Consider the following 25,053-nt stretch of genomic DNA (forward strand, 5'->3'; position numbering starts at 1 on the left):
TGTACTTATTAGAACATAAAAAAACTCGGCCTTAAAACACCTATTACTGACTACGTTTTCCAAACTCAAAGGATGCGTCTTTTCGTTTCATCAATATGCCTTCTCCGCCTTGCAGCTTAACTAATTCAGAGGAGGCATATCCTTCTCTCAAAAAACAAAATCCCTTCTCATTCGAGAGGGGCTTCCGTAATTAACCATCCATCGCCAGCTTTGATGATGTTTTTACCTGGATTTTCTCTTTTTAATCTTCTTAACATTTTTTTATCCTCGCTTTCCTGCCTCACTTCTGCTTGGCGGATTCTCTTTATTGTCTCTTCCATGGTGTCCGCTGCTTCAATAAATCCTAACATGGGCATGTAAACAAAAGTTTTCTTTTCACCAGATTTCATCAAGTCAACCACCTTAATATTTGTTATTTTGGTAATTAGACAATAAATGACAAAATCCTTGTTACATATTTGTGAAATAAGAAAACAGGACTATCTAGGGTAGCTATTTAAAGTAAACTGGATCTTTAAGAAAAGACCCGTTTGTTTAAGTATAATTTTACAATCATTTTTATTATCGGTTCAGATCCAACGCTTTAATAAGGCAATCGAGAACAATTCGGCCACCGTACAATATGGAAGAAAAAAATTAGTCCTCCAAGTGAAATCAAAAAAGCGCATAAAGTGCCTTTTTTTACCTCTCAACATATCGCATATCCCCATGTTTCAAATTCACACACCTGTAAAGGGTGTGGCGTACCTGACCATCCTTCATCACCAGCTAATTAGAATGGGAGAGCTCTATATCTACTGATTTTTTAGATATAAGTTTTTTCCATTTCTATTACTAATTTATACAAAAAATAGGTACTTTACTATTATTTTTACATTTTTTGCTGTAAAATGAAGAATGAAAAATATCCATAATTTACCGATCACTTCACAAATGAAGAAGGCGAAGAAATAACGTGAAATACTATGCACATTCTACTGAAAATAAAGACAAAAGTGACTGGCATCTATTAAAAATACACTTAATGGATGTCGCGAAGAAGGCAAGAGAATTTGCCGAACCCTTCCAAGGGGGGCTGTTTGCCTACACAGCCGGGTTACTTCACGACATCGGAAAATATTCTGTTGAATTTCAAAAACGGTTAGAAGGTGAGATTGGCAAGGTTACCCACTCGACGGCTGGCGCCATTGAAGCAGAAAAGTGGCATAAGTTATATGGAAGGTTGATTGCATATTTGGTTGCCGGGCATCACGCAGGACTTCCCGATTTTGGGAGTCCAGGAAACCAATCTTCATTAAGTGCTCGGTTGCTGGCATCTGATTTGCCGGATTATCAATATTTTAAGAACGAAATTCGTCTACCCGATCCATCAGCTATTCATTTTCCTCAATTGAATATACCGTGTAGCCACGGGTTTAGCCTTCAACTCTGGATTCGTTTTTTATTTTCTTCTTTGGTTGACGCTGATTTTTTAGATACAGAGAGAATGTTGAATGAGCATAAATCAACTCTTCGAGGAAAGTACTGTTCCATTTGGGAATTGCTGGATAAATTGAACGGTTCACTGTTGGAAAAAACAAGGAATGCTAACCCGTCAAAAGTGAATCATATCCGCCGTGAAATTCTAAATCAGTGCCGTGGAAAGGCGAACTCCAAACCGGGCATTTTTACATTAACAGTTCCGACAGGAGGAGGAAAAACCTTATCTTCTATGGCTTTTGCTCTTAATCATGCGAAAAGACATGGCATGGAACGGATTATCTATGTCATACCATACACAACCATCATTGAACAGAACGCGGAAAACTTTAGAGCAATATTCGGGTCGGAGGACGTTTTAGAACACCATAGCAACTTTGAGTTTCCAGAAGATAGGTTGGAAGATCAAACTAAAATAAAGGATAAATTGCGCCTCGCTTCAGAGAACTGGGATATTCCCATTATTGTTACTACTAATGTTCAGTTCTTCGAATCATTATTCGGAGCGAGATCGTCTCGGTGCCGGAAACTTCACAATATAGCCAAAAGTGTCATCGTGATGGATGAAGCCCAAATGATTCCGACGCCTTTTTTAAAACCTTGTGTAAATGCGTTGGTTGAAATGGTAGCGAATTATCAATCCACTGTTCTTCTTTGCACGGCAACTCAACCAGCGTTGAACTCGTTTATTCCAAAAGGATACGAGCCGGTCGAGATTATTCAGGATCCTGAACAATTGTATCAAAACTTAAAAAGGGTGAAGGTTATCCAACTTCAAAAACCTGTCAGCGATGATGTATTAGCGGAAAGGTTAATGGCGCTTGATCAAGTCTTATGTATCGTAAACTCCAAAAAGCATGCACGGATTCTTTTCAAAAAGTGTAGTGGAGATGGGGTTTTTCATTTAAGTACTCGTATGTGTCCGGCTCACCGAACTGAAATTCTAAAGACTATTCGAGAACGTCTAAAAAAAGGAGAAACATGCCGTGTCATCTCTACCCAATTGATTGAGTCGGGAGTGGATGTTGACTTTCCGATTGTCTATCGCAGTATAGCAGGAATCGATTCCATCGCTCAGGCAGCCGGACGTTGTAACCGGGAAGGATTGCGGAGCGAAGGAATTGTCTATGTATTCATACCGGCAGAGAAACACGGATTGCCGCCGGGATGGCTTAGCAGAACGGCTCAGGTTGGATTAAATGTGATGAATCGTCATTTGGATTTGTTAAGTTTAGCTGCTATTGAAGACTATTTTACTGAGCTCTTCGATATTGAACGTGAGGGGCTCGATCGAGAAGGGATTTTACCTCTTATCCATGAGAGGGAAAAAGAACTCGCTTTTCCGTTCCGGACCATTGCAGAGAAATTTAAATTAATTGAAGATGCGGCAACCGTGATCGTTCCCTGGGATGGTCAATCCCGGAAGTTAATCAAAGAGATAAGGCATAGTGATTTTCCTGTAACATATTTAAGGAAACTCCAAAGATACAGTGTTCAAGTTTATGACGATGAGTTTCAGACCATGCTTGAGCGTGGCATTATTGAAGAAATAGCATCGCGTTTTTTTGTATTGAGAGAAGAGTTAATCCAAACCTATTATCTTGAACATGTAGGTCTTGTACCTGCAACTGAGTTGAAAGATTAATGTTTAGAAAGGTGATTTTTTTATGGGCTATGGTATTCGTTTGTTGATCTGGGGTAATTATGCTTGTTTTACCCGTCCGGAGATGAAAGGAGAGCGCGTCAGTTATGACGTCATAACTCCTTCTGCTGCCAGAGGCATCCTTGAATCCATTCACTGGAAGCCTGCGATCCAATGGGTCGTGGATCGGATTCATGTCTTAAACCCGATTCGGCTTGATAATATTCGTCGAAACGAAGTGGGAAGTAAAATATCTGAAGCAAAAATTAAGTCTGCTATGAAGGGAAATGAAGAGGATTTACATCAATATCCAAATGACGATAGGCAGCAACGCGCTACACTCTTACTCCGGGATGTTGCTTATATAGTTGAAGCACATTTTAATATGACTGATCTTGCTGGACCAGAGGATACCACGGAAAAACATTATAATATTGCAATCCGACGGTCTCGTCAAGGTCAATGTTTTCACCAACCTTACCTGGGATGCAAAGAGTTTCCAGCCATGTTTCGTCTATTAGATAAAGACGAAATGATACCGTCTGTTTACCATGGTGAAGAACGAGATTTGGGATGGATGCTGTGGGACCTTGATTATCAAAACAACCGGTCTGCTCAATTTTTCAGAGCATCAATGAAAGATGGAATTATTGATGTTCCGTGGATCAAAAAGGGGATGGTAATTTAGTGATTCTCCAAAAGTTATATCAATATTATGAAACTTTACTAAATGACGAACATGCCGAAATTAGCAGACCGGGATATAGTATAGCGAAAGTATCCCATGCTCTCGTGATCAGCGCCAATGGAATATTAACTAATATCATTGATATGAGAGTAGAAAGAGGAAAGAACCTCGTATCTCGTGAAATGAATGTGCCCGAACAGGTGAAACGTTCATCCGGCATTTCAGCAAATTTTATGTGTGATAATTCGACTTATGTACTCGGTTTAGCAAAGGGTGGCAAAAAGGAACGAAGTATTGATACGTTCAACCATTTTGCCAGACTTCACGAAGAAATTCTTGGTGATATTCAAGACAAAGGGGCAATCGCTTTGCTTCAATTTCTCCGAAAGTGGGACCCCAAAAAGGCTGAAGATCACCCTTTGATTGCTAGTCTTGTAGAAGAGTTGGACAAAGGGGGTAATCTTGTTTTTCGTCTGGAGGGCGAAATCGGATATTTACATGAGCGCCCTATGATTATGGAAAAGTGGGAAAGGTTCGCCTTACAACGGGAGTCTGATCTGATTGCACAATGTTTAGTTACAGGAGAATATTCCCCTATTGCTCGGTTGCACCCAAATATCAAAGGGGTAGTGGGCGCACAGTCTAGTGGAGCATCATTGGTATCTTTTAACCAGGAATCGTTTACCTCGTACGGAAAGGAAGGTGGTGGAAATGCCCCGGTAAGTGCCAGCGCCACTTTTGGCTACACGACCGCTTTAAATTATTTGCTGCGTAACGAAAAACATCGAATCAGGATCGGCGATACAACAACTGTTTTTTGGGCGGAACGTCCAGGATTAGAAGAAGATTTGTTGAGCGCTTTGTTTTACCCTTCTCAAGTAGAATCACAAGAAGCAGGAGATGAACCCAAAAGATTTGAAAGGGATCCGAAGACGCTTGATTTATTAAAAGATTTATTTTTAAAACTTAAATCAGGTTCTCCTATTCGAGAAACCTTGCGTGATGAAGTGGATCTGAATGTTAATTTTTACATTTTGGGACTAGCTCCTAATGCTAGTCGGCTTTCCATCAGGTTTTGGCATATGGATTCTTTTGGTTCTTTTGCTGAAAAAATTATTCAGCATTATGCAGATTTATCATTAGTCAAAGGTTTTGCCAATGAGCCTGATTTCATACCAGTCAGTTTAATCTTGAAAGAAACGGCTCCATTAGGCGATGCCAAACGAATTGCCCCTTTGCTCGGTGGGATTTTAATGCGGTCGATCTTAACAGGAGGACCTTACCCGCAAGCATTATATCAGTCTATGATCTCGAGAATCCGAGCTGATCAAAAGGTTAATTATATTCGGGCATCTATGATTAAAGCGTGCTTAACACGTAACAACCGATTCCATAAACGAAATGAGGTACCAATCTCTATGAAATTAGACGAAAAAAACTCAAAGATATCTTATCGATTGGGACGCCTTTTCGCTCTATTAGAAAAAGCTCAGCTAGATGCTAATCCAGGCATCAATGCTACCATACGTGACCGTTATTTTGGGGCAGCTTCTGCCTCCCCAGGTTCGGTTTTCCCACTTCTGTTACGGTTAGCACAACACCATATATCAAAAGCAGAATATGGGTGGAGCATGGATAAGAAAATTGAAGAGGTGATGAATGGGGTAACCCAGTTCCCAAGTCATTTCAACCTTGAAGATCAAGGTTTGTTTGTCTTAGGCTACTATCACCAACGATCATCACTATATGAAAAGAAAACCAAAGAGGAAAGTAGGTAAATAAGATGAGTGAAGTCATTCAAAACCGATATGAATTTGTATTATTCTATGATGTCGAAAATGGAAATCCAAATGGGGATCCGGATGCCGGAAATATGCCGCGGATTGATCCAGAAACTGGATTTGGTATTGCGACCGATGTTTGTCTAAAAAGAAAAATCCGGAACTACGTGGATATTGTCAAAGAGGGTGCTGACGGATACGATATTTATGTTCGAGAGGGCGGAGTATTAAATCTTCAGCACAAAAAGGCGTATGATCATTTAGGAATCAAACCAGAATCAAAGAAATTACCCAAAGATAAAGAACTAGCGCGCCAAATTACAGAATTTTTGTGTTCTACCTTTTTCGATATTCGGACCTTTGGCGCTGTGATGACCAACGAGGTAAACGGCGGTCAAGTTCAAGGTCCGGTTCAATTAGCCTTTTCGCGTAGCATCGACCCGATCGTACCCCAAGAAATCACGATTACAAGAATGGCGGTTACGAATGAAAGAGATTTGGAAAAAGAACGCGCCATGGGGAGAAAGCATATTATCCCCTATGGATTATACAAGGTGGAAGGTTTTGTTTCTGCCCATTTAGCAAAGAAAGCGGGTTTTACTGAAGCTGACCTTCAATTATTATGGGATGCTTTAACTAATATGTTTGACCATGACCATTCCGCAGCTCGCGGGAAAATGTCTTCTCGTAAACTTTATATATTTAAACATGAAAGTGTTTTAGGGAATGCACCTGCTTATCAATTGTTCGACCTTGTGAAAGCAACAAAGAAGGATGAAACTCGTCCTGCCCGAAGTTTCTATGATTATCACGTGGAAATTGAACGGGATAAGATACCTGACGGAGTGACAATGATCGAGAAATAAAACATTAATTAGAAATGTAAATACCGGTGGAGGCAAGAAGGTCTTTAATATTTTAAGTGCGAATGTAAAGCTCACATAAAATACCGGATACATTCGCACCAATATTTTCATTTTGTAAGTCTAATTTTGCGTGTCATTTATCAAGTTCTTTACTCAAGTAAAGAGAATAGCGCTTTTTTTAACTAAAATTTATTATTATTAATGTCTTTTTGGTTAAGCTTCGCCGTCGCATCCTTCATGGATGCGTGGATTGAAATGTTAAAATGAAGGCGAGCGCCATCGTTAAGTCTAGTCGCATCCTTCATGGATGCGTGGATTGAAATTTTAATCCTGGTCTTCCCCACGCTAACCATCGTGTCGCATCCTTCATGGATGCGTGGATTGAAATTTGACGGCTGACTGCGAAATGGCTGGCGTGGTAAGTCGCATCCTTCATGGATGCGTGGATTGAAATCGAGCAAGAACCATCGCAAAAAATGATTTGCCACTGTCGCATCCTTCATGGATGCGTGGATTGAAATAATGATATGACAAACACTCCATTTTCAGGTTCTCGTCGCATCCTTCATGGATGCGTGGATTGAAATAGCAAGCAACAGATCAAACAAGAGAATCCGTATCGTTGCATCCTTCATGGATGCGTGGATTGAAATTTTGATAAGAGTCAATTGGAAAGTCAATTTAACGTCGCATCCTACATGGATGCGTGGATTGAAATAATCTATTTGATTCAACATTGTCAATAAATGTACGGTCGCATCCTTCATGGATGCGTGGATTGAAATTCTAATTCAGCCCGATGAGACATTTTCTTTTTTATGTCGCATCCTTCATGGATGCGTGGATTGAAATATGCGATGGACAGTTGCGCCGACATGCCAATCTGGTCGCATCCTATATGGGTGCGTGGATTGAAACTTGGTGAGCGGCAAACCCTATTGTGGGTGCTGCAAGTCGCATCCTTCATGGATGCGTGGATTGAAATATCATCTTCTCGTACTTGTCATGGTCGCCTTCTGTCGCATCCTTCATGGGTGCGTGGATTGAAATCAGTAGTTGCCTTTGTTGTTCGCTTGGTCGGACGGTCGCATCCTTCATGGGTGCGTGGATTGAAATAACGTAGATATGGACCATGTTGCTACCACATCTGTCGCATCCTTCATGGGTGCGTGGATTGAAATCAGTAGTTGCCTTTGTTGTTCGCTTGGTCGGACGGTCGCATCCTTCATGGGTGCGTGGATTGAAATTTTTCAATATAGACGTAGTAGGCGACTTTGGACGCGTCGCATCCTTCATGGGTGCGTGGATTGAAATCCAATATCAGTAGATTCCCTTGTAGATCATCCATGTCGCATCCTTCATGGATGCGTGGATTGAAATGTTAATGTTGCGATAAGGGCTGGCGATAGTTCGGGTCGCATCCTTTACATGGATGCGTGGATTGAAATATCATGATTTCATTGTGAACGTCCATGAGGTCTTGTCGCATCCTCCATGGATGCGTGGATTGAAATAACAAGGTAAATAGTGATTTAGAAAGGCTCGCAGTCGCACCCTTCAGGGATGCGTGGATTGAAATATGGCATGTAACACCGGTGGCGTTGCCCAAAGTGTCGCACTCGACATGAGTGCGTGGATTGAAATTCCATGATTTGAATAGCTACTTGATCGTTAACATGTCGCACTCTGTATGGGTGCGTGGATTGAAATTCGTAATAGAGAATTATTCTCGGATTCTTTAAGTCGCATCCTTCATGGGTGCGTGGATTGAAATCTATTAAGCTCTTATGGTGTTCGTCGTGCGTACCGTCGCATCCTACATGGGTGCGTGGATTGAAATGAGCATATCGTTGTCCAACCTAAAATGGAGTTAAAAGTGGCATCCTTCAGGGATGCGTGGATTGAAATATATTAGTTAGCCTCCGTCAAACTTTATTTCGGGTCGCATCCTTCATGGATGCATGGATTGAAATCATGATCATGAGTTAGCAGCAGTTGTTGTCGCATCCTCCATGGATGCGTGGATTGAAACACGGGAGGGGATAAGGCATTCCCGAAGTTATTTAAAGTCGCATCCTACAGGGATGCGTGGATTGAAATGGTCAATTCGAAATCGCTCTTAATAACAACTTGGCGTCGCACTCTGCATGAGTGCGTGGAATGAAATGTTAGGGTTGCAACTGAACTATGTAAGAGTAACAGTTGTACTCTACATGTATGCGTGGATTGAAATGGTGAGAAGGACGGCTATGAGATCAAGGACGAATTGTCGCACTCTGCATGAGTGCATGAATTGAAATCCATTGTTGCAATCCGATAACATCATAGGGAATGGTCGCATCCTACATGGATGCGTGAATTGAAACGACTGCTTGCAATCGGAAGTTGAAAGTATTAAAGTCGTATCCTTTAAGGGTGCGTGGATTGAAACATGGATGGTACAGCGATCCAGGCAGAGAAGAACGAAATCGCATCTTATATAGGTGCGTGGATTGAAATAAGTCATTGGATTGTTTTCAACAAATTGACGTATCGTCGCATCCTTCATTCAGGGATGCGTGGATTGAAATATCTAGAATCGACATATGAGGATTCAAAAAACCAAGTCGCATCCTTCATGGATGCGTGGATTTGTCGCACTCTGAATGAGTGCGTGGATTGAAATCCGACGGTCCGTTTGACCATTGAGCAGGGAACTGGTCGCACTCTACATGAGTGCGTGGATTGGAGATACATGCGATTGGTGGGGACTTGCAATCTATTCAAGTGTTTTCTTCGGTTCAAAATGTTCGAAAAACAACTTTATTGCATCCCCCCTCCAATTTCCTTTATTTTGACCCTAGGTGAAAAGACCACGCCCGAAAGTCAGCGAAAAAAAATTTCCCTAAATGAGAATTCTTCTCACTATCCCCACGTCTCTCAGAGCCTCTCAGACGAAATTAGGTTTTGTTTTGTTGGAGTGGATAATAGATATAATTGTTAAAATATAAAATATGATTGTGAAGGTTTGTACTTAAACTGGTTAGGTTAGCTCAATAAGGTATACATAAAAAACTAGATTTTATGGCCAGGTTATTAAGGACCTAGTAAAATATAAAATCCCTCGAAGTTTAGAGCTATTCGCTCTAGGTAATTTGTGGTATTTTTAATTCAAAGGATTTAAGTTGCTTAATGAAAGAGGTAATGCAAGATGGGGAAAGTATTATCAGGAGATTATAGCGGTTGTTCGATAAGAGCGAACAAAAAAAGCTTAAAGATTGAATATGTATCAGTAAGCAACCCCATAGATAAGCGAAGTATCATAGACCATGAAGTGACAAGTAAAATTGATAGCTATCTTCAAGTGAAAGTAAAATACATTAATAATGGATATGAAAAGGAGAGTATTCTTCAACTAACTGATAAGGAATTTGAAATTTTGATGACAGCCATTGAAGAACAAACCGAAAAGCCAGTTGCGGTAAAGGTAAAAAGCAAACCAGTACAATCCTCAACGAATAGTGCTAGTAATTTAAATGGTACTCTAAAATGCAAGCATTGCCAACAGATCAAACCTCGTAACCAATTCACAATTGTAAATGTTAAACCTTCCCCATACTGTAACAGTTGTAATGAAGAATTTGCTCGGCAACGCGAAGAGCGTGCTGCTAAAAATGGTGAAACAGCATTATGGAGACTCATTGGCTTCGAATCTAAGGCTCAATATATTGCCAATAGAAAAGACGGATATGTGAAGTGGAATAATGGTTATGAAATTGTCACATCGGGAAAATGGATTACAATGAATAATGGAGAGCCATCCACTTACAGGTGGAAAGGAAGAGTGTTTAGAACCAACGGTGAGTGGATAGCTACGAGCAGAAATGGAATTGTTAAGGTCATTGCTAAAACAAGGGATGAAGCAGTAGATAAACTGATGGAAGCGATTTATCGTGGGGGATTGAGTCAAACTGTAAACCAAATAAGGTCTACGGATGCACCCAGCAATCCAAAGAAGTCAGGATTCTGGGCGACTATCAAATCCACGCTAGGATTAAAAGGAGGAAACTAGCAGCTAAAATGTCTGTTTCTGATACAACTACAGGGTGCGATACCTCAAGAAGAAGGTCGCCCTTTTTCTCAAGAAAGATTGTGATATATTGATTGTATTTAAACAAACGGGGTGCGTTAGTGAAACAAGGGATTTTGCAGAGAAAGAAAAGCTGACATTCCACTGATGCTTAAAAACAACTTAAAAGGCAAGCACAGCAGTATGTGCTGCCTTTTTATTTACCAAAGGATTCCAACTTCGGATGCGCTTAGTGGGTTTTTGTTGGTTCATATATTGCCCACCATTACTTTTTTTATATAGATTATCTCCTATCGGTTTCAAATTATCCTTTAATAATGGATGATGACATACTAAGTGATCGCCTTAGACGATCATACTGTTAGCCTCTTGTCAATTAAGCCTAATAAACAACTTTTAACCAGCATCGTATTCGTCAATCAACTTGTACAAGGTTGTTCTACTTACATCTAATTCATTGGCAAACTGTGTTTTATTGATTTTACGAGCCATGTATTGCTCATACAGTCCTTTGAATTTCTCGTCTATTTCAATTGCCTTTCTTCCCTTGTACTTTCCATTTGCTTTAGCAATTGCAATTCCCTCACGTTGTCGTTCAAGCATGTTCATTCTTTCAAACTCATTTATTGCCCCCAACATGGTAAGCATTAACTTGCCTTGAGGTGTAGAAGTATCAATGTTCTCTTTTAGAGAAACCAATATAACGTTCTTATTCTGCATTAACTCAACCAATTCAAGTAAATCCTTTGTACTCCTAGCAAGGCGGGAAAAGTCGCTAATGATAACGGTATCCCCTTCGCGCATATAATCGAGCATGGCTTGTAATTGTGGTCTGTTTGTATCCTTTCCACTTACCTTCTCAATAAACCATTTGTCAATGATGGCTCTTTCTTCAATTGCTTTTACCTGTCTTTGTTCGTTCTGGTCGACTGTTGAAACCCTAACATAACTTAAGAATTTTCCTATAGTCATTTTTGAATCCGCTCCTTATTTCCCTTTGAATATATTTTACTAAATTGTTCATTTAGAATCTATAACTTAGTAGACATTTTGCACAAAAAGTAGAAACCCTACTTTATTTGAACATAATAAGGACCTATCAATTTGTTCATTTAAATCATGGTCTATTTTTACAAAAATATGTGTTGTTCTTTGTGTGCAAAAAATAGAATCTTTACGATGTAATGCCTGTAAGACAAATGAAATGATCATAGACGAGTCGAGATAAGTTGAGTGGGGTTGAGTTAATATCAAAAGTACCCCAACCAAAAATATATTTGGAGGGATAACAAATGGAAAAGAACACTGGAAACAAAATGAAAGAGTTTTGGAAGGTTGAGGAAGAGTGGAGAGACGTAAATGGGTACAAGCGTCTTTATCAGGTCTCTAATTTTGGAAATGTACGGAGTTGGAGAGGTGGTAAATGGAAGTTATTGAAACCATCTAAACGGGACGGTTTTCTATATGTGAGTTTGAGCGATGGGAAGTCAAAAGTATTTCCTATTCATCATCTAGTAGCTGAGGCATTTATGCCTGATTACTCAAAGACATATATCACTCATATCAACGGAGATCGAGCGAATAATTGTGTGCTGAATCTTGAGTGGGCGGCTACAAAAGGGGAAAGTATTCAGAGGTTTATTGAAATCAACAAACTTAAAGAGGATTTTACAGGATATAAGATCAAGGACTCTCAATAATGGGAGTCTTTTTTTTATGTCACCGTTTATGAATCGAAAAACAGTTACTTTGACGATGTCAGAAAGTCAGTATTATCAAGGGTTCGAGGGATGTCGGTTCCTATTTCGACATCGAATGGTAACCGTAGGAAACCCCCTCAATCCCTTGGGAGAGTAGGAGAGAATCTATATTAGTTACTATTTTTAAAATATATAAATATACATATAAACTAGATAAAAGAGTTAAAATACAATATTCAAACGGCTAAAAAATAGTGGTAATTTTGGTTACTTTAGTAACTCCTTACTCTCCCTTGACTTTTGACGTTTTCTGATGGTGTCAAAACGGAAACGAGAACGGTGTCCCTCTTGATGTATTCAAAATCCTGATCTCTCAGTGATAAAATTAATATCTCAATACCAGGAGGTCAGCAGCGCAAAAAAGACCGTCCTTTTATGAACGGTCTAGAAATCACCATATTCAAAATCATAAAACCAATCATTAAAAGTCAGTCGACTCGGATCAATCTCGATTTTTGCTCTCCCAGTTGATCGCACATAGATTTCAGAGAACAACTCTTGGATCAGTTGTTTCTTTTCACTGTCTTTGAACGTCACCCAGTTCCCCTCCAGTTGCTCCAGGGATTTTTTTATCTTATCAAGACTTGAGTCCACTTTATTAAGGCTTTCTATTTCCGTCCTGATCTCCTTTTCTCTTAGTCGATATTCTCCAATCTTTACAGTTAATGAGTCCATGTCAATTAGATCAGCACGGAATAACTGTTTTTCCTTCTCCATAAGAGAATTAAGTCGCATTAACTCCCGTTCGAGTGTTTCTAATTTGCTCTCAGAGTCAATCTCAGACACGGTTTTAACCATTTCAGAGAGATTATTGATCAAAGTTGAAAAATTGGAGAAAATCCACTCATCCACTAAGTGTTCTGAAACCAGACTCCCCGAACAGTTCCCGCCTGTTGTCCTGGTAAGACACCTATATCTTTTCTTGTCACGTTGAAAGTTTCCATTCATTTTCCTTCCACACTGAGCACACCTTAGGACACCCGAATAGATGTATGTGTGTTTACTGTCTCCACGAAAAGAATACTGTTCTTTTCTCCTCTTTAAATGCTCCTGAACACGGTCAAACTCGTCTCTTGTTATGATCCCCTGGTGTTCGGTTGAAACATATTCACCATGACCCACATAACCAGCATAGAAAGCATTTCGGAGCAGTTGAAAAACCGTGTTAACGTGCCATATGTTACCCTTTCTTGTGGGTACACCCCGTCTATTGAGGTCAGTGGTAATGGTGTGGACTCCGACTTGTAAAATACGTTTGAACATGTCTTTTACTACCTCAGCCTCGTCTTGAACAATCGTTACTTTTCCATCAATAACTTTATACCCATAAGCGACATGACCGCCAACACGCTCACCTTTTTTTACTTTGTGTTCTAATACGACTTTGATCCGCTCCCCGATCGTTTCCCTCTCCCACTCAGCCATAGCTGCCACCAGGTTCAAGAACAATCGCCCTGAGGCGGTTGTAGTGTCAAAGGTTTCAGTTAATGACTTGAATTTGACATTGTATTTCTCTAGTTGATCTAACATGACTTTTAGGTCTTTAACTGACCTGGAGAGGCGGTCAAGTTTGAACACTAATAGGACATCAAATAGGCCCTTCTGAGCATCGATTAAAAGCCGCTGCAAGGACGGTCTTTCCATGTCCTTAGCTGAGATTCCCTCATCAGTGTAAACCTTATAAATGACCCATTCTTGACTCGTACAGAAGGCTTTTAAACGTTCTAACTGGGAGTCGAGGGATTGTCCTTCCTCAGCTTGCATAATGGTTGAAACTCGGGTATAAATTGCTACTCTCATGTAATTGCTCCTTTAAAATCATTGTATCATAAAGTCAGCCTATCATACATGATAATACAGAAATTACTAGCATGACAATCATCATTTCAATTAAAGTGAAGCCTTTCTCATTGTTCATCATTTTAATTAACCTCCATTTTTTTAAATTCCATCTAATAGATGAAACATAGGTAATAGAATAGCCAAATACATTGAAACCACCATAAATCCAATAAAAAGGTAAAGAACTGGCTGAATGGTTTTTAAACGTTTTTCTATCATTTCCTCCATGTTAGTTACACAATGCTTACTAAAAAATAGTAATTCCTGCTCCAATTTTCCATTTTCTTGGCCGTGTTTTACAATCATCGGAAATTCTTTTTCGAAAAACGATAGTGATGCTAAGATAGTCTCCAATTTTTCTCCGGTCATTAATTTACTTTTTATTTGATTAGCTAAGTGACTATAAAAAGGATGTCTATGATTCTGTTCAAATAGTAATAAGGCTTCGGAAACTGATAATCCACCGGACAAGAGGAAGCTTAGTTGAATGGAGAAGTAGTGGGTAAACAGTAGCTTGAGGATCCTGCCAACAAAAGGGATTCGAACAAGTAGAGATCTTTGCTTAAGGACGGAGAGTTTTCGGAAAAAGAGAAAATAATAAACTGCGCCAATCGTTAGTGTAAGAAGTAAGGCACTGATAACAATTGGGAAGTAATGATCAAAAGAGTAAATGACATTCGTGAAAAAATTTGCTTCCAGTCCAAGCGATGAAAAAAGGGTTGTAAACCTTGGAAGTAAAGTATTTTCTATAAAAATAAATAGAAATCCTGTGATAACTAAAAGTACCATTGGATATTGAAGTAACTTGAGTAATTTGTGTAAATCTTTATCTTTTAATAGGGCAAGATCACTTCCTTCTAACAGAGCTTCTGCAAAGCTGCCGTGCTGCTCGGCAAAATAGACATAACCGACTAAGTCTTTGTGGAAACCAAGATTATTTAAGGCATCATGAAACGGTAAACCTTTTTTCAACTCATCTAAACACCCATTTAACTCCTCCTTACGTTTTGTTGATAATTGTAATGCTATGGATTCAATTGCTAAGGCAATTGGATACCCCCTTGCTAATAGTTCACCAGTTCTTCTCAGGAAATGAGCTTGTTCATTCACAGCCCATTTATGACGATTCATCATCATACACCAAACGTTCAAATTCAGATTCTTGAATATACCCAAGGGCAATGCCCTTATTAATTACATCCTTTAACATTCGGTAACGTATCTTAACTTGTTCTCCTTGAGCAGCTTTCATTACTGCATGTAAATTTCTTCCTGATAAAAGTTCAAACACACTGGCGCGTTTCCATCTGCCGTAGGAATAACAAATAGGTGAACAATCTCCTTCACAAAAGGGGCAGGTTAGTTCAACCAGCCTTTGAGCGGTTATCGCAATGAGCGTCTGCTCGACCTCTAGCCAATTGACCCCAAACTCACGCAATCGATAAACCGCTCCCTTAGAATCACGGGTATGCATCGTTGAGAGCACTAAATGCCCAGTTAATGCTGCTCTAACGGCAATTTTCGCTGTTTCAGCATCTCTTATTTCACCCACCATAATAATGTCAGGGTCATGACGAAGAATAGCCTTGAGTCCGGCGGCATAGGTTACGCCTGCTTTTTCATTCACTTGAATTTGCAAGACGGAGTCATAGTTTTTTTCAATGGGATCTTCGAGAGTGATAACATTACGATGAAATAAGTGGGCAGTTTCGTTTAATAAAGAATAGAGTGTTGTGGTTTTGCCCGAGCCGGTTGGCCCAGTGAAGATAATTAACCCATGAGCATGTTTGAGAAGAGCGAGTAGTTTTCGGGTCATTGATGGAAAAAGTGAAAGTTGGTGAAAAGGTATCTGTTCTTGCTGTGGTAACAGCCTGATGACAAGGCTCTCTCTGTTATTAGAAGGGAGAGTGGAAAGTCTGAGCCCCATTAGATTTCCGTCGACTTCGCAAAAAAAAGCTCCACTTTGTGGTCGTCTTCTTTCTCCGATATCCATATTGGCTGTGAATTTAAAATGTGAGATTAATCTGTCGCATTCATCTTTTGGAAGAGATAGTCGAGGTATGAGCTTGTTGGTTAATCGGATTTGGACGAGCGTGTCTTTCTTCCTAGGGATAATGTGAATATCTGTTGCCTGGTTCCTTGCTGCATCTGTAATGATTCGATTTGCTAAAATTTCTATCTCACTAACAATAGGTACCACCACCTTTTTATTTTTACTTGGAATTAAATTCGACAGGTTTCCGCCGTATCCTTTTTTATTCTCGTAAAAACTTATCTTTTTCGGCAAATAATTTATTTGTTGTCAAAAAGTTGTCACAAAAGGGTGTCAGGCACCATGTGAAAATTTCACATGTTCCTGACACCCTTTCCCTTATAGTGCTTTTTCGGTTAGGTAAAAGAGGCCTCCATTGATGAAGGATATATTGATTTTGGGTTCGTATTGTTCTTTTAGGGCTATTTTTTCGGTCTCATAGTTTTCATTTTCATCTTCCATATCCTCATAAAAATGATGTAAGAGACGTAAATCTTGATCCCAACGCTCTCTAGCCTCGAGAGCCCAAGAGTGGTCTTCCTTTTCGATCACGGATGTAAGATAGGTTTCAATTCTTGTCATTCCGCTCTGAGGTTTCACTAAAGGTGACAAAGTAAAGGAATAGTCAGGTATTTTTGGTGTTAACTGTATTTCAAGCAGCCTATCATGGAAATCCTCGACCATTTTTCCGTTAATGAGCTGTAAGCCGATTGATTTAAAAATATCACGCTTACGGTCACATTGATAAGAAATCTTAACATTTAGACATAGCCAAGGAAGTAAGGGAGTTTGCTTGTTTTGATTACGATGATTTTCATAGAGCCGAATATAACTGGCTAAGTTTTTTGTCGAAGCAAAAATTTGATGAAGTCGAGGGGAACCAAAATGAATGATTTCACCTTTTAAATTGTCAGGTGCGGCATCTTGATTCGTAATAAAAGTTAACTTCATTGGGTTAGGAACTCCGCCCGTCTTTTCTAAATAGTGCCAGTAAAAAGGTCGGTTCATTAATTCTTTGTCAAGTTCTACTGTCAACTGGACGGTTAAATATCCTGGTCCATTTTCCACAATCGCACAATCATTGGACTGAAAGTAGTTCAATAGAAAGTTATGAATTTCCTGCTGCTGCATGGGATTCTCCTTCCTTCATAGTTTGAGCAAATTCGATCATCGATGATAAATTCTCCATTTTAATGCGCATTTCACCTTCTGAAGCGGATTGTCCAAAAATATCGATTAAATGATCTTCAATATTGCCAAATTCCAACTTTGTTAAAATATCATCGAGCTCGCCGATAACTTTTTCAAATAGATGTATTTTTTCATATAGAAGCTTTAAAATATGTTCTTCGACCGTATTTTGTATCGCAAAATTATAAATCATGACATCCTTTTCCTGGCCTAAACGATGGATACGTCCAATTCGCTGTTCTAGCCGCATTGGGTTCCAGGGCAAATCAAAGTTAATAATATGGTTGCAAAATTGAAGGTTAATTCCTTCGCCACCTGCTTCCGTTGCAATCAGGACTTGTGCATGTTTTTGGAATAATTCTCTCATCCAGTCCTTTTTTCCGCGCTTAAAGCCGCCTCGAAAGGGGACAGATGATATTCCATGTTGTTTTAAATACCATTGAAGGTACATTTGCGTGGCCCGGTATTCGGTAAAAATAATCACTTTATCATTCACTTTTTGAATTAATTCTAATGCCTTTTCCGCTTTCGAATTTTTCTGGACGGCTTCGACCTTTTTTATTAAATATTGAATTTGTTCTTCGAAGGCAGGAGTTGGATTTTCCTTTTTTTGAAGCATATTTTTTAACGTGTAAAAAACTGCCTCTCTGCTGCTGCATGCCTCACGCTGTAATGTCATTACGGAGAATGAACTAGTCTGAATCCAATTCCCTTCACTTTTCAAATCAGTGATTGACTCATAAAGATCTTTCTCCTCTGCGGTGCATTCAATCGGAATGGTTTCGACATGTCTCTTCGTCCACTCAATTCCTGTATCAGCACGTCGATTCCGAATCATTACCTTGTTAACTAATTCTTTTAAATGCTCATTGTCATTTAAAGACCGTGCATCTCGTTTATACTTTTCAAAGAATGCTGTTTCGCTCCCTAGATGACCAGGTTTTAACAATGAAACCAGATTAAATATTTCTTCGATCCGGTTCTGAATTGGAGTTGCTGTCAGAAGTAAACAAAATTTCTTTTTCAGATTTTGAACAAATTCGTAGTTTTTTGTTTTATTGTTTTTAAGTTTATGTGCCTCATCGATGATTATAAGGTCATAATCCTGCTTGAAAATTATGTCTCGATGTGGATTTCGTTTGGCTGTATCAATCGACGATACGACGACATCACACTGTTCCCAAACATAGCTTTTCCTTTGTGAGATAGCTGGAATAAAAAATTTGTTATTCAACTCCATCGACCATTGAGTAACTAAGGAAGCAGGGACAAGAATTAATACCTTTTTCACCAAGCCGCGAATCATATATTCTTTAAGTATTAACCCAGCCTCAATCGTTTTACCAAGTCCTACTTCATCAGCAAGTATGGCTTTTCCATTCATGTTTTCAATGACTTGTTTAGCTGTTTCAAGCTGGTGTGGGAGGGGGGTTAGATTGGGTAAATGACCAGGTGCCAATAAACCCTTGAAATCCGGAATGACGAGATGTTTTTCAACATTAATAGCTAGTTTAAAAAGCTCCCAATTACCCCATGGACCATCGTTTTCAATTCTATGTAAAAAATCATCCTTCCAGGAGGAATCAAATTCAATTTCGATCGACATGGTTCCAACTCCTTTTGTGCAATCTTCTGCTTTATATTTTTCTAATAAAGTTATTGCTCAATGTATTCTGTTAATGGTAGGATGATAATAGCTTTAATGTTTAAAATATTTTAATAAGGTAATTTATTTTATTAGTATAATTAGTATGACCACTTTGGATAATATTATAATGCGAATGATAACAAGGGGAGAGACTACCTTTGTAGCGCCGAAGGAGCAAGCAGAAAATGTGAATCTCTCAGGCAAAAGAACTCTTGTTTGACGCAGCTCTGGAGAGCGCTGCTAATTTTATAGCAGCCACCAAAGGGGAAAGCCTTTTTAGGTAAACTTTCAGGTGCAAGGACAGAGACCTTCTTACGTTACATTGGAGGTTTCTGTCCTTTTTTATGTTTTCCATTGTATAACATGTGCCAAAGATTGAAGGGGGATTAAGGATGTCTGAATTAAAACGAACTCCGCTTTTTGAAGTGTATAAGGAATGGGGAGGAAAAACGATTGATTTCGGTGGTTGGGCACTACCGGTCCAATTCTCAAGCATCAAAGAAGAGCATGAAGCTGTTCGCACAAGTGCAGGATTATTTGATGTTTCCCATATGGGCGAAGTAGAAGTAAAAGGCTCTGATAGTTTAACATTTTTACAAAAAATGATGACGAATGATATTTCAAAAATAAAAAATGGAGGTGCGCAGTACACTGCCATGTGTTATGAAAATGGCGGAACTGTCGATGACCTGCTGGTATATAAGATTGAAGACAATCATTACCTTTTGGTTGTCAATGCATCAAATATTGAAAAAGATTACAAATGGCTTGAAGACCATATAACCGGTGATGTCACTTTAGAGAACTTATCAGAAAAAACTGCTCAACTGGCTATCCAGGGACCTCTTGCAGAAAAAGTCCTGCAAAAGCTTGCAGGAGAGACTGATTTAAGTGGAATTGGCTTTTTCAAATTCCAACAAGAGGTAAACCTAAATGGGAAAAAGGCACTTGTATCGAGAACAGGTTATACCGGTGAAGATGGCTTTGAAGTCTATTGCAAGGCAGAGGATGTTGTCGACCTTTGGAGAGACATTTTAACTGCAGGTCAAGAAGATGGAGTGATTCCATGTGGTTTAGGGGCACGCGACACTCTTCGCTTTGAAGCAGTTTTAGCACTTTATGGGCAGGAACTATCATCTGAAATTTCACCACTTGAAGCAGGAATTGGCTTCGCTGTGAAATTAAAGAAAGAAAATGATTTTATCGGGAAAGATGCGTTGATCCAACAAAAAGAACAGGGTCTAACCAGAAAATTGGTAGGTATCGAAATGATAGATCGCGGGATTCCTCGTCATGGATACCCTGTTTATATAGGTGATCAATTAATTGGTGAGGTTACAACTGGTACACAATCACCAAGCTTAAAGAGGAATATTGGTCTTGCTTTAATTAAGACAGAATTTTCTGGTCTTGAATCCGAGCTAGAGATCGAAATTCGTGGCAAACGCTTAAAGGCTATAGTGGTTCCAACACCTTTTTATAAAAGAGAACAGTAAAACATGAAGGGAGTTAGGTTTATGAAACATCGCTATTTACCCATGACTGAACAAGATAAGAAGGCTATGCTTGAGGCAATTGGTGTTTCCTCAATTGATGAACTGTTTAGCGATATCCCTGAAAAAGTAAGATTTAAGGGTGAGTATAATATAAAGGCCGCAAAGTCTGAAACAGCCCTGATGAAAGAGCTGTTTAATATGGCTAGTCGGAACGCTGACCTGAAAAGTAATGTATCTTTTTTAGGCGCAGGTGTTTATGACCATTACATGCCAGTAATTGTCGACCATGTTATTTCTAGATCAGAATTTTATACAGCCTATACACCTTATCAGCCAGAGATCTCCCAAGGTGAACTTCAAGCGATCTTTGAATTCCAAACGATGATTTGTGAATTAACTGGAATGGATGTTGCCAACTCTTCCATGTACGATGGCGGAACTGCACTTGCTGAAGCAGCGATGCTTAGTGCAGGTCATACGAAGCGAAAAACAATCGTAGTATCTGATGCCGTACACCCTGAAGCACGCGATGTTCTTAGAACATATGCAAAAGGTCAGAACCTTACTGTTGTTGAAGTACCAGTAAAAGATGGAGTTACTGATCTTGAGAAATTAAAAGGGCTCGTTAACGAGGATGTTGCAGCCGTTATCGTCCAATATCCTAACTTCTTTGGGCGAATTGAGCCGTTAAAAGAGCTAGAGGAAATCATTCATGCAAATAAATCAATGTTTGTTGTATCAAGCAATCCATTGTCCCTTGGAGTGTTAACACCTCCAGGTAAATTTGGTGCTGACATCGTTATTGGTGATGCACAGCCGTTTGGAATCGCAACTGCCTTTGGCGGACCGCATTGCGGATATTTTGCAGTAACCACTAAGTTAATGCGTAAAGTTCCTGGCCGACTTGTCGGACAGACAACAGATGATCAAGGCCGTCGTGGGTTTGTATTAACACTGCAAGCACGTGAACAGCATATCCGACGAGATAAGGCAACATCAAATATTTGCTCAAACCAAGCATTAAATGCTCTTGCTGCATCAGTTGCAATGACAGCACTTGGTAAAAAAGGTGTACGCGAAATAGCCGCCGCCAACTTACAAAAGGCCAATTATGCAAAAAATGCATTCAAGGAAGCTGGTTTTGAAATCGTGTTTGACGGTCATTCATTTAACGAATTCGTTGTGAAATTACCTAAGCCTGTTAAAGAAATCAACCAAATGCTTTTACAAAAAGGAATAATCGGCGGCTATGATTTAGGTCGTGATTATTCAGAACTGACATACCATATGTTGATTGCTGTAACTGAACAAAGATCGAAGGAAGAAATTGATACTCTAGTGAAGGAATTGGGGGATTTGCATGCATAATCAAGACCAGGCACTCATTTTTGAACTTAGTACACCAGGACGCATCGGCTACAGTCTGCCAGAAATGGATGTACCGGAACTAGATCTAAGCGCCCTTCTTCCTGACGGTTATCTTCGTACAGAAGAGCCAGAACTTCCGGAAGTTTCGGAGCTTGATATTATGCGCCACTACACGGCTCTCTCGAGAAGGAATCATGGGGTCGATTCAGGATTCTATCCACTTGGCTCTTGTACAATGAAATATAATCCAAAAATCAATGAAAATGTAGCGCGTTTTAACGGTTTTGCTCATGTTCATCCGCTTCAAGACGAAAGCTCTGTTCAAGGTGCCCTTGAGCTTTTATACGATTTGCAAGAGCATTTAATCGAAATTACAGGAATGGACGAAGTGACCCTTCAGCCAGCAGCAGGTGCCCATGGGGAATGGACAGGGTTAATGATGATTCGTGCATACCATGAGGCTAACGGTGATATGAACCGGACAAAAGTAATCGTGCCGGATTCTGCTCATGGTACGAACCCTGCTTCAGCTTCGATTGCAGGTTTTGAAACCATAACGGTTAAATCCAATGAGCATGGTCTGGTCGATCTTGAAGATTTAAGACGCGTTGTTGGGGAAGATACAGCGGCATTAATGTTAACTAACCCGAATACGCTTGGATTATTTGAAGAAAACATTCTTGAATTGGCTGAAATTGTTCATGGAGCTGGCGGAAAGCTTTATTATGACGGAGCCAACCTAAATGCTGTTCTTTCGAAAGCCAGACCAGGAGATATGGGCTTTGATGTGGTTCACTTAAATCTTCATAAAACTTTCACTGGCCCACACGGTGGCGGCGGACCTGGTTCCGGACCAGTTGGTGTTAAAGTAGATTTGATTCCATTCCTGCCAAAACCGATTATCGCAAAACGGGGAGAAGAGTTTGTCCTTGATTATGACCGCCCGCAGTCAATTGGCCGCGTGAAGCCATTCTACGGAAACTTCGGAATCAATGTTCGTGCCTACACCTATATCCGCTCTATGGGTCCAGATGGCCTAAAAGCAGTAACAGAGTATGCTGTATTAAATGCGAACTATATGATGAGAAGGCTTGCTGAATATTATGAGCTGCCATTTGACAGACATTGTAAGCATGAATTTGTCCTTAGCGGTAGACGTCAGAAGAAACTAGGGGTTCGTACCTTGGATATTGCGAAACGTCTGCTTGATTTTGGCTATCATCCGCCAACCATCTACTTCCCATTAAATGTGGAAGAGTGCATTATGATCGAACCGACTGAAACCGAATCGAAAGAGACCTTGGATTCGTTCGTGGACATCATGATCCAAATAGCTAAAGAGGTTGAGGAAAATCCAGAAATCGTTCAAGAAGCACCACATACAACTGTGGTCGGCCGTATGGACGAAACTAAAGCAGCACGGAAACCAGTTTTAAAATATCAACAAGCTTAGGTAAATGGAAAGGTCAGATTCATAAATCGAATCTGACCTCTCTTTTTGCGAAACAATTTTTTCAAAATAAAAAAGGCTCCGAAATCCGGAACCTTAAAGGTTTTCTTATTTCTTCGTTTTAACTTTACCTGACCATTTTTTAAACCCGCCTTGAAGCTGGGTTAGTTCTCTATAGCCTTTTCGGTGTAAGAACTGGGCTGCGCGTCCACTGCGCATTCCACTTTGGCAATAGAGATATACCGGCATGTCTGAACGAATTTCTTTCATACGCATTTTCATTTGTGACATTGGGATATTACGTGCTCCTAAAATATGGCCGCCTTCGAATTCGTTTGCTTCACGAACATCTATTAGTTGTGCCTTTCTGTAACCTGCACGGAACTCTTCTTCTGTTACCGTTTTAACAATTCTTTTCTGATAGAAAAAAGTGAAAACGGAATAAATGATAACTGCGACGATGATGATTAATAATGGATAAAGTGAATTCAACTTCTTTTTGCCCCTTTCAAGCTATGCTGCACTAATATTTATTATATAAGTCTATCCCATAAAGATAAAGATGAATGCAAAAAAACTTTTCAATTTACTGTATTAATTATAGCAGAAACATCTTATTTTGAATCTATATCAGATTTTGGTAGACTTAAACACGAAATTATTATAAAAAAATGAGGTTTTATCATGAAAAAAGAAGTTTGGCGTTTTATTGATACTGGAAATAGTTCACCATCTTTTAATATGGCTTTAGATGAAGCGTTACTCGATTGGCATAGTGAAGGGAAAATTCCTCCAGTGATTCGATTCTATGGTTGGAATCCTGCGACGCTGTCAGTAGGATATTTTCAAAGGGTAGAGAAGGAAATTGATATGGACGCGGTCAAGGCTCATCAACTTGGTTTTGTCAGAAGGCCAACAGGAGGACGCGGGGTTCTCCATGAACACGAGCTTACCTATAGTGTCATCGTTTCTGAAGAACACCCTGAAATGCCTAATTCTGTTACGGAAGCCTATCGAGTTATTTCTGAAGGGATTTTAAAAGGTTTTCATCATTTGGGTCTTGAAGCTTATTTTGCTGTCCCAAAAACAGTAGAAGAAAGGGAGGCATTAAAAAGCCCTCGCTCTGCTGTTTGTTTTGATGCTCCAAGCTGGTATGAACTTGTGGTCGAAGGCAGGAAGGTTGCAGGCAGCGCGCAAACGCGGCAAAAGGGAGTCATCCTACAGCACGGCTCTATTCTGCTAGATCTAGATGAAGATAAGCTCTTTAGTTTATTTAAATATCCGAGTGAGAGAGTTAAGGAACGAATGAGAAAAGCGTTTAAGGATAAAGCAGTTGCCATTAACGCGATTAGTCCAAGGAAAATATCGCTTGAGGATGCAAAGGAAGCTTTTTATAAAGGCTTTGCGGAAGGTCTAAATATTGACTTGGAGCCTTATCAATTATCCCGGGAAGAACTAGCATATGTTGAAAAAATTGCAAAAGAGCGCTATGAAAGTGATGAGTGGAATTTTAAGAGATAGTCTGAAGCGGCGGATTCGTCGCTTTTTTTTGTGAAAATCTATAAATGTAAAGAAGCAACCTGCGAATTTTGTTGAATTTTCCTGATTTATGCCGGAAATCATCTAATAGCTTTGGTTTACTTTTAATTCTATTATTTTTTACGTTTGACAAAATGATTATTACTGGTTCTAAATACAATATATAGTGGTATCGAAAATATTTTTGGTACTATATATTGAT

20 protein-coding genes, 1 CRISPR repeat array and 1 riboswitch are annotated in these 25,053 nt (G+C 39.6%); of the genes, 11 read left to right on the top strand and 9 right to left on the bottom strand.

Annotated features, from left to right (window positions below):
- Window positions 1-167: 167 nt before the first annotated feature.
- The gene (locus tag BDR01S_RS14350) at window positions 168-389 is read right to left on the bottom strand and encodes a hypothetical protein (protein ID WP_066257586.1); all 222 of its coding nucleotides are present in this window, start codon (window positions 387-389) and stop codon (window positions 168-170) included.
- A 566-nt stretch (window positions 390-955) separates the two neighbouring features.
- On the opposite strand from BDR01S_RS14350, the gene BDR01S_RS14355 reads away from it, so the two are divergent.
- From BDR01S_RS14355 to BDR01S_RS14375, 6 genes are all read left to right on the top strand, one after another.
- A complete protein-coding gene (locus BDR01S_RS14355) occupies window positions 956-3,124 on the top strand; it encodes a CRISPR-associated helicase/endonuclease Cas3 (protein ID WP_066257584.1) in 2,169 nt (722 codons plus the stop codon).
- Between the two features lie 40 nt (window positions 3,125-3,164).
- Window positions 3,165-3,809, top strand: coding sequence for a type I-C CRISPR-associated protein Cas5c (cas5c, locus tag BDR01S_RS14360; RefSeq protein ID WP_235846570.1), 645 nt, complete (start codon window positions 3,165-3,167; stop codon window positions 3,807-3,809).
- Window positions 3,809-5,587, top strand: a complete 1,779-nt coding sequence (gene cas8c, locus BDR01S_RS14365; RefSeq protein WP_066257581.1) for a type I-C CRISPR-associated protein Cas8c/Csd1 — start codon at window positions 3,809-3,811, stop codon at window positions 5,585-5,587. The genes cas5c and cas8c overlap by 1 nt, the downstream gene beginning before the upstream one ends.
- Before the next feature lie 5 nt (window positions 5,588-5,592).
- A complete protein-coding gene (gene cas7c, locus BDR01S_RS14370) occupies window positions 5,593-6,456 on the top strand; it encodes a type I-C CRISPR-associated protein Cas7/Csd2 (protein ID WP_066257579.1) in 864 nt (287 codons plus the stop codon).
- Window positions 6,457-6,681: 225 nt separating this feature from the next.
- A CRISPR array of direct repeats spans window positions 6,682-7,837; the repeat unit is 32 nt; unit sequence GTCGCATCCTTCATGGATGCGTGGATTGAAAT.
- Window positions 7,838-8,887: 1,050 nt separating this feature from the next.
- Window positions 8,888-9,118 (top strand): hypothetical protein, encoded by a 231-nt coding sequence (locus BDR01S_RS26735; RefSeq protein WP_418303030.1) that lies wholly within the window; start codon window positions 8,888-8,890, stop codon window positions 9,116-9,118.
- A gap of 528 nt (window positions 9,119-9,646) precedes the next feature.
- Window positions 9,647-10,507, top strand: coding sequence for a divalent-cation tolerance protein CutA (locus BDR01S_RS14375; protein WP_066257575.1), 861 nt, complete (start codon window positions 9,647-9,649; stop codon window positions 10,505-10,507).
- Between the two features lie 414 nt (window positions 10,508-10,921).
- On the opposite strand, the gene BDR01S_RS14380 is transcribed toward BDR01S_RS14375, so the two are convergent.
- A complete protein-coding gene (locus tag BDR01S_RS14380; RefSeq protein WP_066257573.1) occupies window positions 10,922-11,497 on the bottom strand; it encodes a recombinase family protein in 576 nt (191 codons plus the stop codon).
- Between the two features lie 320 nt (window positions 11,498-11,817).
- Here BDR01S_RS14380 and BDR01S_RS14385 point away from each other — a divergent pair, with 320 nt between their 5' ends.
- Window positions 11,818-12,225, top strand: a complete 408-nt coding sequence (locus BDR01S_RS14385; protein WP_066257571.1) for an NUMOD4 domain-containing protein — start codon at window positions 11,818-11,820, stop codon at window positions 12,223-12,225.
- Window positions 12,226-12,669: 444 nt separating this feature from the next.
- Here the strand turns inward: BDR01S_RS14385 and BDR01S_RS14390 are convergent, their stop codons facing one another.
- The 6 genes from BDR01S_RS14390 to BDR01S_RS14410 form a co-directional block, all read right to left on the bottom strand.
- Window positions 12,670-14,085: a recombinase family protein gene (locus BDR01S_RS14390; protein WP_066257569.1), complete on the bottom strand. Its 1,416-nt coding sequence runs from the start codon at window positions 14,083-14,085 to the stop codon at window positions 12,670-12,672.
- 34 nt (window positions 14,086-14,119) lie between these two features.
- Window positions 14,120-14,206, bottom strand: a complete 87-nt coding sequence (locus tag BDR01S_RS24915; protein ID WP_082797427.1) for a prepilin-type N-terminal cleavage/methylation domain-containing protein — start codon at window positions 14,204-14,206, stop codon at window positions 14,120-14,122.
- A gap of 20 nt (window positions 14,207-14,226) precedes the next feature.
- The gene (gene comGB, locus BDR01S_RS14395) at window positions 14,227-15,258 is read right to left on the bottom strand and encodes a competence type IV pilus assembly protein ComGB (RefSeq protein ID WP_066257567.1); all 1,032 of its coding nucleotides are present in this window, start codon (window positions 15,256-15,258) and stop codon (window positions 14,227-14,229) included.
- Entirely contained in the window at window positions 15,245-16,318 is a 1,074-nt protein-coding gene (gene comGA, locus BDR01S_RS14400; RefSeq protein ID WP_268874682.1) for a competence type IV pilus ATPase ComGA, read from the bottom strand. Before comGA ends, comGB begins: the two co-directional genes overlap by 14 nt.
- A 180-nt stretch (window positions 16,319-16,498) precedes the next feature.
- Window positions 16,499-17,290 carry a YqhG family protein gene (locus BDR01S_RS14405; protein WP_066257565.1) on the bottom strand — a complete coding sequence of 264 codons (792 nt, stop codon included), beginning with the start codon at window positions 17,288-17,290 and terminating at the stop codon, window positions 16,499-16,501.
- Window positions 17,268-18,956: a DEAD/DEAH box helicase gene (locus BDR01S_RS14410; RefSeq protein ID WP_066257563.1), complete on the bottom strand. Its 1,689-nt coding sequence runs from the start codon at window positions 18,954-18,956 to the stop codon at window positions 17,268-17,270. Before BDR01S_RS14410 ends, BDR01S_RS14405 begins: the two co-directional genes overlap by 23 nt.
- A gap of 175 nt (window positions 18,957-19,131) precedes the next feature.
- A riboswitch (glycine riboswitch) is annotated at window positions 19,132-19,220 on the top strand.
- Window positions 19,221-19,390: 170 nt separating this feature from the next.
- On the opposite strand from BDR01S_RS14410, the gene gcvT reads away from it, so the two are divergent.
- From gcvT to gcvPB, 3 genes are read left to right on the top strand one after another with little or no spacing between them, the layout of a single operon-like run.
- Window positions 19,391-20,494 carry a glycine cleavage system aminomethyltransferase GcvT gene (gene gcvT, locus BDR01S_RS14415; protein WP_066257561.1) on the top strand — a complete coding sequence of 368 codons (1,104 nt, stop codon included), beginning with the start codon at window positions 19,391-19,393 and terminating at the stop codon, window positions 20,492-20,494.
- 21 nt (window positions 20,495-20,515) lie between these two features.
- Window positions 20,516-21,862: an aminomethyl-transferring glycine dehydrogenase subunit GcvPA gene (gene gcvPA / locus BDR01S_RS14420; protein ID WP_066257559.1), complete on the top strand. Its 1,347-nt coding sequence runs from the start codon at window positions 20,516-20,518 to the stop codon at window positions 21,860-21,862.
- Window positions 21,855-23,315 (top strand): aminomethyl-transferring glycine dehydrogenase subunit GcvPB, encoded by a 1,461-nt coding sequence (gene gcvPB / locus BDR01S_RS14425; protein ID WP_066257557.1) that lies wholly within the window; start codon window positions 21,855-21,857, stop codon window positions 23,313-23,315. Before gcvPA ends, gcvPB begins: the two co-directional genes overlap by 8 nt.
- A 105-nt stretch (window positions 23,316-23,420) precedes the next feature.
- Here the strand turns inward: gcvPB and BDR01S_RS14430 are convergent, their stop codons facing one another.
- The gene (locus BDR01S_RS14430; RefSeq protein WP_066257555.1) at window positions 23,421-23,804 is read right to left on the bottom strand and encodes a rhodanese-like domain-containing protein; all 384 of its coding nucleotides are present in this window, start codon (window positions 23,802-23,804) and stop codon (window positions 23,421-23,423) included.
- A 192-nt stretch (window positions 23,805-23,996) separates the two neighbouring features.
- Here BDR01S_RS14430 and lipM point away from each other — a divergent pair, with 192 nt between their 5' ends.
- Window positions 23,997-24,833 (top strand): lipoate--protein ligase family protein, encoded by an 837-nt coding sequence (gene lipM, locus BDR01S_RS14435; protein WP_066257553.1) that lies wholly within the window; start codon window positions 23,997-23,999, stop codon window positions 24,831-24,833.
- Window positions 24,834-25,053 lie beyond the last annotated feature (220 nt).

The sequence above is a fragment of the Neobacillus drentensis NBRC 102427 genome (assembly GCF_001591445.1).
Lineage (GTDB): Bacteria > Bacillota > Bacilli > Bacillales > Cytobacillaceae > Neobacillus > Neobacillus drentensis.

What these genes read in the sequence shown, in the direction of transcription:
- BDR01S_RS14350 (WP_066257586.1), bottom strand. Translation starts at nt 389, where the DNA reads ATGAAATCTGGTGAAAAGAAAACTTTTGTTTACATGCCCATGTTAGGA.
- cas7c (WP_066257579.1), top strand. Translation starts at nt 5,593, where the DNA reads ATGAGTGAAGTCATTCAAAACCGATATGAATTTGTATTATTCTATGAT.
- BDR01S_RS26735 (WP_418303030.1), top strand. Translation starts at nt 8,888, where the DNA reads ATGGATGGTACAGCGATCCAGGCAGAGAAGAACGAAATCGCATCTTAT.
- BDR01S_RS14375 (WP_066257575.1), top strand. Translation starts at nt 9,647, where the DNA reads ATGGGGAAAGTATTATCAGGAGATTATAGCGGTTGTTCGATAAGAGCG.
- BDR01S_RS14380 (WP_066257573.1), bottom strand. Translation starts at nt 11,497, where the DNA reads ATGACTATAGGAAAATTCTTAAGTTATGTTAGGGTTTCAACAGTCGAC.
- BDR01S_RS14385 (WP_066257571.1), top strand. Translation starts at nt 11,818, where the DNA reads ATGGAAAAGAACACTGGAAACAAAATGAAAGAGTTTTGGAAGGTTGAG.
- BDR01S_RS14390 (WP_066257569.1), bottom strand. Translation starts at nt 14,085, where the DNA reads ATGAGAGTAGCAATTTATACCCGAGTTTCAACCATTATGCAAGCTGAG.
- BDR01S_RS24915 (WP_082797427.1), bottom strand. Translation starts at nt 14,206, where the DNA reads ATGATGAACAATGAGAAAGGCTTCACTTTAATTGAAATGATGATTGTC.
- comGB (WP_066257567.1), bottom strand. Translation starts at nt 15,258, where the DNA reads ATGAATCGTCATAAATGGGCTGTGAATGAACAAGCTCATTTCCTGAGA.
- BDR01S_RS14405 (WP_066257565.1), bottom strand. Translation starts at nt 17,290, where the DNA reads ATGCAGCAGCAGGAAATTCATAACTTTCTATTGAACTACTTTCAGTCC.
- BDR01S_RS14410 (WP_066257563.1), bottom strand. Translation starts at nt 18,956, where the DNA reads ATGTCGATCGAAATTGAATTTGATTCCTCCTGGAAGGATGATTTTTTA.
- gcvT (WP_066257561.1), top strand. Translation starts at nt 19,391, where the DNA reads ATGTCTGAATTAAAACGAACTCCGCTTTTTGAAGTGTATAAGGAATGG.
- gcvPA (WP_066257559.1), top strand. Translation starts at nt 20,516, where the DNA reads ATGAAACATCGCTATTTACCCATGACTGAACAAGATAAGAAGGCTATG.
- gcvPB (WP_066257557.1), top strand. Translation starts at nt 21,855, where the DNA reads ATGCATAATCAAGACCAGGCACTCATTTTTGAACTTAGTACACCAGGA.
- lipM (WP_066257553.1), top strand. Translation starts at nt 23,997, where the DNA reads ATGAAAAAAGAAGTTTGGCGTTTTATTGATACTGGAAATAGTTCACCA.